This window comes from Streptomyces sp. NPDC058221 (assembly GCF_042882365.1).
In the GTDB taxonomy this organism is placed as follows: Bacteria; Actinomycetota; Actinomycetes; order Streptomycetales; family Streptomycetaceae; genus Streptomyces.
In genome coordinates this window covers 22,949-29,561 of the sequence record NZ_JBHVWF010000106.1, presented here as the reverse complement: position 1 = coordinate 29,561, position 6,613 = coordinate 22,949, and the positions used below count along the sequence as shown (strand labels likewise).

At 67.9% G+C, this 6,613-nt stretch carries 4 protein-coding genes; 1 reads left to right on the top strand and 3 read right to left on the bottom strand.

Features of this window, described 5'->3' with window-relative positions; all coding sequences use genetic code 11:
- Both ACFVW8_RS27875 and ACFVW8_RS27870 read right to left on the bottom strand, forming a co-directional pair.
- The coding region (locus tag ACFVW8_RS27875) for an AMP-binding protein (protein ID WP_389694667.1) at window positions 1-683 on the bottom strand (683 nt) is incomplete at its 3' end.
- Between the two features lie 193 nt (window positions 684-876).
- Window positions 877-3,699, bottom strand: a complete 2,823-nt coding sequence (locus ACFVW8_RS27870; protein ID WP_389694665.1) for a bifunctional SulP family inorganic anion transporter/carbonic anhydrase — start codon at window positions 3,697-3,699, stop codon at window positions 877-879.
- A 284-nt stretch (window positions 3,700-3,983) separates the two neighbouring features.
- On the opposite strand from ACFVW8_RS27870, the gene ACFVW8_RS27865 reads away from it, so the two are divergent.
- Window positions 3,984-5,330 carry a hypothetical protein gene (locus ACFVW8_RS27865; RefSeq protein ID WP_389694663.1) on the top strand — a complete coding sequence of 449 codons (1,347 nt, stop codon included), beginning with the start codon at window positions 3,984-3,986 and terminating at the stop codon, window positions 5,328-5,330.
- Window positions 5,331-5,532: 202 nt separating this feature from the next.
- Here ACFVW8_RS27865 and ACFVW8_RS27860 read toward each other — a convergent pair whose 3' ends face one another.
- Complete coding sequence (locus ACFVW8_RS27860) at window positions 5,533-6,528, bottom strand: ATP-binding protein (RefSeq protein WP_389694661.1); 996 nt, start codon at window positions 6,526-6,528, stop codon at window positions 5,533-5,535.
- Window positions 6,529-6,613: the final 85 nt, after the last annotated feature.

Below are 6,613 nucleotides of genomic sequence, written 5' to 3'. Positions count from 1 at the left end.
ACGCTTTCGATACGGGAGACGGCGTCGTCGACCGCGGGCTTGAGCGCGGAGGGCTTGCCGCGGCGGTATCCGCCGTCGGAGGTGATGACCACCTTTGCGTCCGCGTCCTGGATGCGGGTGGCGATGGCGTCGGCGGAGAAGCCGCCGAAGACCACCGAGTGGGCGGCGCCGATCCGGGCGCAGGCCAGCATCGCGATGGCGGCCTCGGGGATCATCGGCAGATAGACGGCGACCCGGTCGCCCTTGCCGACACCGAGCTCGGTCAGCGCGTTGGCGGCGCGGGAGACCTCGTCCTTCAGTTCCGCGTAGGTGATGGCACGGCTGTCGCCGGGCTCGCCCTCGAAGTGGATGGCGACGCGGTCGCCGTTGCCGGCTTCGACGTGGCGGTCCACGCAGTTGTACGCGACGTTGAGCGTGCCGTCCGCGAACCACTTCGCGAAGGGCGGGTTGCTCCAGTCGAGTGTCTCGGTCGGCTCCGAGGCCCAAGTCAGGCGGCGGGCCTGCTCGGCCCAGAAGCCCAGCCTGTCCGCATCGGCCTGTTCGTACGCCTCGGCAGTGACGTTGGCGTTCGCGGCCAGATCGGCAGGCGGTGCAAACCGCCGCTCCTCTTTGAGCAGGTTGGCCAGGCTTTCGTTGCTCACGACATCTCCCATTCCCAGGGTGTCCGTTGTGTCCCGGGGCATAGCTCATCAGGCCAAAGGCCGGGTGACAAGTGTCTGCCTGGAATTGGTTTAGACCTGTGTTTCGTGTATGGGGGCACGGTCCCGTCCCCCGCGGCGGGGTGGAGAAGAACAACGAGTGCCGTGCGGTGGCACGGGGTGCACGGCGCCGCGGAGGCGGGACCACAAGGTCTCACGGACCCGAGGCCTACCCGGTTCAGGCGCCGGTACGCGCCAGCTCGGCCGGGTCATGCGGACCTGTCGGATCGTACGGAGCATAGGGAACGGACGGGCCGATCCGGTCGAAGACCTCATCGATGCCGTGGCCCGCACCGATGCCCTCGGTCAGCAGATACGACTGAGCCTCGGCCACATGGAAGTACATGCCGTGCAGCTGGAGCGTGCCTTCCGCGAGGCGTCGGGCCACCGATCCATGGGCCCGCAGATGGTCCAACTGCTGGACGACATTGGTGAGACAGAGCTGCTCCACCTCATCGGCGGGCAGCCGGCCGGAGATCCGGGCCCACGCGTGGTGTCTGGAGGCCATCCGCTTCAGGCTGGGCATCCCGTATCGCAGCCAGCGCCACAGAGGGGTCTGCGGAGTGTCCGGGCCGGCGCCGAGCAGTGCGTTCATCGCGCCGCAGCCGGAGTGCCCGCAGACGGTGATGGACTCCACCCCCAGCACATCCACCGCGTACTCGATCGCCGCACCCACCGAGTCGTCACCCGCCTCGGAGTCCGGCGGTGGCACCAGGTTTCCGATGTTCCTCACGGTGAAGAGGTCGCCCGGACCGCTTGCCGTGATCATGCTCGTCACCAGGCGGGAGTCCGCGCAGGTGATGAACAGCTGTGAGGGGCGCTGGCCATCCCTGGCCAGCCGCGCCAGCTCCTCACGCACCAGGGGTGCGGTATTGCGCTGGAAGGAGCTGAGACCGCTGACCAGCCGATGTCCACCGCTCCGGCGTGGCGGGGCTGCGGCGTGATCCGGTGTGTAGTCGGTATCCCGTGTGTGGCCGGTCGAGCGTCTGAGGGCCTGCTGGGTGCCTGTGGGTACGGGGGCGGATGCTGCGGCGGTGCCTGTGCCCGCGCCGGAGACGGTGATGCGGTCAATGGCGTCGGTGGGTGCGGCTGTTCCGGGCGCCCCCGCGGTCGCAGTGGGCGCAGTGGTCCCGTTGGTCCTTCTTGTCCCACTCGTTCCGCCGGGATTGACGGCCTCAGTGGTGGGGTCGGTGCCGGGATGTTGCGGGCCGGCACCGGTGACGGGCGCGTGCTCGGGCCGGTCGTGGCAATGGTGGTTGCGCCAGGGTGTCCAGGGGCGGCAGCAGGAGTGTGCTGCCGAGCTGGGCTCGCCGATGCGGCCGCCGGACCTGCCGGTGAAGACGACCGTGCCACCGTGGGCGGCGTGGGCGTTGCTCCAGTCCTGGATCATCTCGTACGCCGCGTGATCGATGAAGAAGCCGTCCAGCTCGACGACCACATCCGCGTCCAGCGGCAGCTGGCCCAGTATCCGGTTAAGTCTCGGCACTGCCAGGAACGTCAACTGCCCGCGCACCACGACCAGATGTTGCCCGCTCTGCTTCGTCACGGTGATTCCGGTGCGTGCGAGCCGATGCAGGGCGACGGCCACCGCCACCGCGATCCCGATGGCCACGCCCTTCAGGACGCCGAAGAGCAGCACCCCGGAGATCGTCGCGCCGTACACCAGGAATTCCCGGTGCCTGTGCACGTTCCGGATGTGCGCGAAGTTCACCATCTGGATGCCGACCACCATCACGAGCGCGCCGAGGGCGGCCAGCGGGATCCACTCCAGTGCGGTGACCAGCAGGCCTGTGGCGAGCAGTACCCAGACGCCGTGCAGCACGGTGGAGGCGCGGCTGGTCGCCCCGGCCCGCACATTAGCCGAACTGCGTACCGCGCCACCGGAGACCGCCAGCCCGCCGAGCAGGCCTGAGACGGCGTTGGCGACGCCCTGTGCGCGCAACTCCCGGTCGAGGTCGGAGCGTTTGACCGGAGGCGGGCCGGAGCCGGGGTCGGGTGCGCGGCCGTGACCGGGTTCGGGTTCGCAGAGATTGGTTGCGCGCTCGGACGGTTGATCGCCGTCAGCCTCGACGGCCGGACCGGACGGTCGCTCGCCGACCCTGTCGGCTGCCCGGTCGGCGGCCAGCTTGTCGACGGCGACGGCGGCGAGCAGGGACTCCAGACTTGCCACCAGCATCATGGTGAACACGGCTGTGGCGAGGCCGAATACGGGGCCGTGCGGCATTTCGGGCAGGGCGTGCGAGCGCCAGGACGGCAGGTCGACCCGTGCGATCGACGGCGCTGCGAAAGCTGCCGCAGCGGTGGCGACGGCCACGGAGACCAGGGCCGCCGGAACCCGACGCATGGCCCGGCCGGTCCGTCCTGGAATCCGGGGCCACAGCACCAGAATCACTATGGTGAGACCGCCGATCAGGGGCGCCGCCGGTCCAACCCTCTCCAACTGGTCCGGCAATGTGAGGACGTTGGCGACAGCAGAGCTCTCGGGTGAACCACCTAGCACGATATGCAGCTGAGCGAGCGCGATGGCAACGCCGATACCGGCGAGCGTGCCATGCACGATGGCGGGGCTGACGGCGAGTGCGCTGCGAGCGGCTCGCACCATGCCCAGCAGGATCTGCAGCAGACCTGCGCCGATGGTGATCGCGCAGGTGGTGCGCCAGCCGTAGATCTGGATCGTCTCGGCGGTCACGACGGTCAGCCCCGCGGACGGGCCGGATACCTGGAGCGGGGTACCGCCGAGCAGGCCGGCGACGATGCCGCCGACGGCGGCGGAGATGAGGCCGGCTTCCAGCGGTGCATCCATGGCGACGGCGAGGCCGAGCGACATGGGGATAGCGAGAAGGAAGACAGTGATCGATGCGGACAGGTCGGCGCCCGCGATGCGGAATCGTCCGCCACGATGTGGCGGTGGCGGGCTGTGAGGTCGCTTGACCCCCGATGAACGGGAAGGTCGCGAACTGCGGGATGAGTGGTCATGACGAGTGGGGACGCAGGCAGACATGGTTCCCGTCTCCTCCGGGGCAGCGCGGTCGCGGAATGTGGGACGCGGCCGTGGGTCACGGCGTGCAGCGGCGGGATATCTCAACTCTCGGTAAATAGATCGTAATGGAGAGTAAAGATCCGTGTCCATAATTGAGAGCAAACAGCCTATCTAATCACCCATTCCGGTGAATAGGCAGCTTTTCATCCGGCCTGTCGCGCCGATCTATGTGCAGTGCATGCGAGTTTGACCGCGCCGTGTCGGCACTTCGGCGCAATCGAACCTGCAAGGAAGAGGGTGGGCGGATGATGGCCGCCGCGAAGAGGATCGCCTTGGGCGTCATGGCTGTTGCGCTGGTCGCGGGAGTGGCCGGCTGTTCCGGGGGCAACTCTGGTGCCGGGGCTTCCGGCCCCGATGTCGCGAACGGCGCTGCCGGGGCCAAGAAGAAGGCCGCGGGGGAGGCTCCCAAGAGTGCGTTCCGGCTCATCGGTGACGGTTCGACGGCCTTCACGGGCGCCCAGCCGAAGCAGCCCGCTGTGGAGCGGCTGGCCCCCGGTCAGAAACCGCCGCAGTTCGTGGTGTTCTCCTGGGACGGCGCAGGTGAGGACAGCCAGCAGCTCTTCTCTCACTTCCGTGAGGTGGGCAAGAAGTACAACGCGCAAATGTCGTACTTCCTCAGTGGCGTGTACCTCCTCCCGGAGGCGAAGCGGAAGCTCTACGACCCGCCCAAGCACAACGCGGGCAGCTCCGACATCGGCTTCAACGACACCAAGGGAATCCGGGACACCCTCACCCAGGTGCGCGGCGCCTGGCTGGACGGCAACGAGATCGGCACCCACTTCAACGGCCACTTCTGCGGCAAGGACGGTGGCGTCGGCACCTGGTCCGTCGATGAGTGGAAGAGCGAGATCAGCCAGGCGAAGTCCTTCGTGAAGGGCTGGAAGTCGAACGACCCTGAGCTCAAGGGTGTGAAGCCGCTCCCCTTCGATTACGACAAGGAACTCATCGGAGGCCGCACCCCCTGCCTGGAAGGGCAGAAGAACATGGTGGCGGCAGCGCGCTCGATGGGCTTCCGCTACGACTCCAGCGGTGTCAACGACCAGGTCTGGCCGAAGAAGAAGAGCGGCATGTGGGACCTCTCGATGCAGCTCGTCCCGGTGCCGGGCCGCGAATTCGAGACGCTCTCGATGGACTACAACTTCATGTTCAACCAGTCCGGTACGACGCAGGGCGATCCGGATCAGCACGAGTACTGGGGCAATCAGATGCGGGACGGCCTGCTCCAGGCCTTCGACCGCTCCTACGACGGAAACCGTGCCCCGCTGATCATCGGCAACCACTTCGAGTCCTGGAACGGCGGCACGTACATGCGTGCCATCGAGGAGACCATCAAGACCGTCTGCACCAAGGAAGGCGTGCGCTGTGTGTCCTTCAAGCAGCTGGCCGACTGGCTGGACGCACAGGACCCGGCGGCGCTCGCGAAGCTCGGCACGCTGAAGGTCGGCGAGGCGCCCAAGCAGAAGTGGACGGACTTCCTCGGTGCGGCAGCGAGCCCAGGCAAGGGTCAGAACAAGGGCAAGCACGAGGAGCCGGACAAGGCTGCTGCGAAGGTGCCTGCTGGTTCGGCCGGCAGGGCCGCCGACGACAAGTGACGACGCGGCCCGGCCCGGCTGCCGCGCCACGGATCCCGGCGGCCGGTACGACAGCCCCGGCCGGATCCGTTTCCGGGCCGGCCGGAACGGAGTCCGCGTCCGAGCGCTGCGCCCAGGCCGGGTGCGGTCCCGACGGGGGCGACCGGCACTGGTCAGCCACGGCATGGTGCCCGGACCGGGTACGGGTCCGGGCACCGCACGCTCAGACCGGCTGGGCCGCCCCGGCCTGGGGGCAGTGCTCGTCGAGCGTGAAGGCGGGGTCCACCTGGGCGGCCAGGTCGGCCCCGGTCTTCTCGTTGCCCCAGCTCTCCGCGTTCTTCAGATGGAAGTGCACCATCTGCCGCGTGTAGCGCTCCCAGTCGCGCTGTCCGTACGAGTCCTCCGCGGCGTTCTGCAGGGCCTGCAGGGCCATCCGATTGTCCGCTTCAAGCAACTCGAAGCGGGCGGGGCGGCCCTTCTCCATGGCCCGTACCCAGTCGGAGTGGCCGACGGTGACCAGCAGGTCGTCGCCGACCTCTGCGCGCAGGAACTCCAGGTCGTCCTGTCCCTGCACCTTGTTGCCGACGACCTTCAGCGCGACCCCGAAGTCCCGCGCGTACTCCTTGTACTGACGGTAGACCGAGACTCCCTTTCGGGTCGGCTCCGCGACCAGGAACGTCATGTCGAAGCGGGTGAACATTCCCGAGGCGAACGAGTCGGAGCCGGCGGTCATGTCGACCACGACGTACTCCTCGGGGCCGTCGACCAGATGGTTGAGGCAGAGCTCGACCGCGCCGACCTTTGAGTGGTAGCAGGCCACCCCCAGGTCCGACTCGGTGAACGGCCCGGTCGCCATCAGCCGGATGTCTCCGTCGTCCAGCCCGACCGTGCGGGCGCATGCGTCATAGATCGGGTTGTCCTCGCGGACGCGGAGCAGTCGCGAGCCCTCGCCGGGCGGCGTCGTCTTGATCATTGTCTCGACCGAGGCGATGCGAGGATTACTGCCGCGCAGATACTCCTTGATCAGAGGCAGCTGCGCTCCCATGGCGGGCAGCGCCGCAGCCTCCTCCTCGTCGAGGCCGAGTGCGGCCCCGAGATGCTGGTTGATGTCGGCGTCCACCGCGACGACGTGGGCCTCATTGGCGGCAAGATGGCGGATGAAGAGCGAGGACAGCGTGGTCTTTCCGCTGCCGCCCTTCCCTACGAAAGCGATCTTCATGTTCACCTAGGGTAGCGGCATGATTGCTTTCCGTTGTCTACCTTCGTGAAGAAGGCCACTCCGGGGCAGCGGCTGCGCAAGGGGC

Coding starts and splice junctions, on each gene's coding strand:
- ACFVW8_RS27870 (WP_389694665.1), bottom strand. CDS start 3,699: ATGTCTGCCTGCGTCCCCACTCGTCATGACCACTCATCCCGCAGTTCG.
- ACFVW8_RS27865 (WP_389694663.1), top strand. CDS start 3,984: ATGATGGCCGCCGCGAAGAGGATCGCCTTGGGCGTCATGGCTGTTGCG.
- ACFVW8_RS27860 (WP_389694661.1), bottom strand. CDS start 6,528: ATGAAGATCGCTTTCGTAGGGAAGGGCGGCAGCGGAAAGACCACGCTG.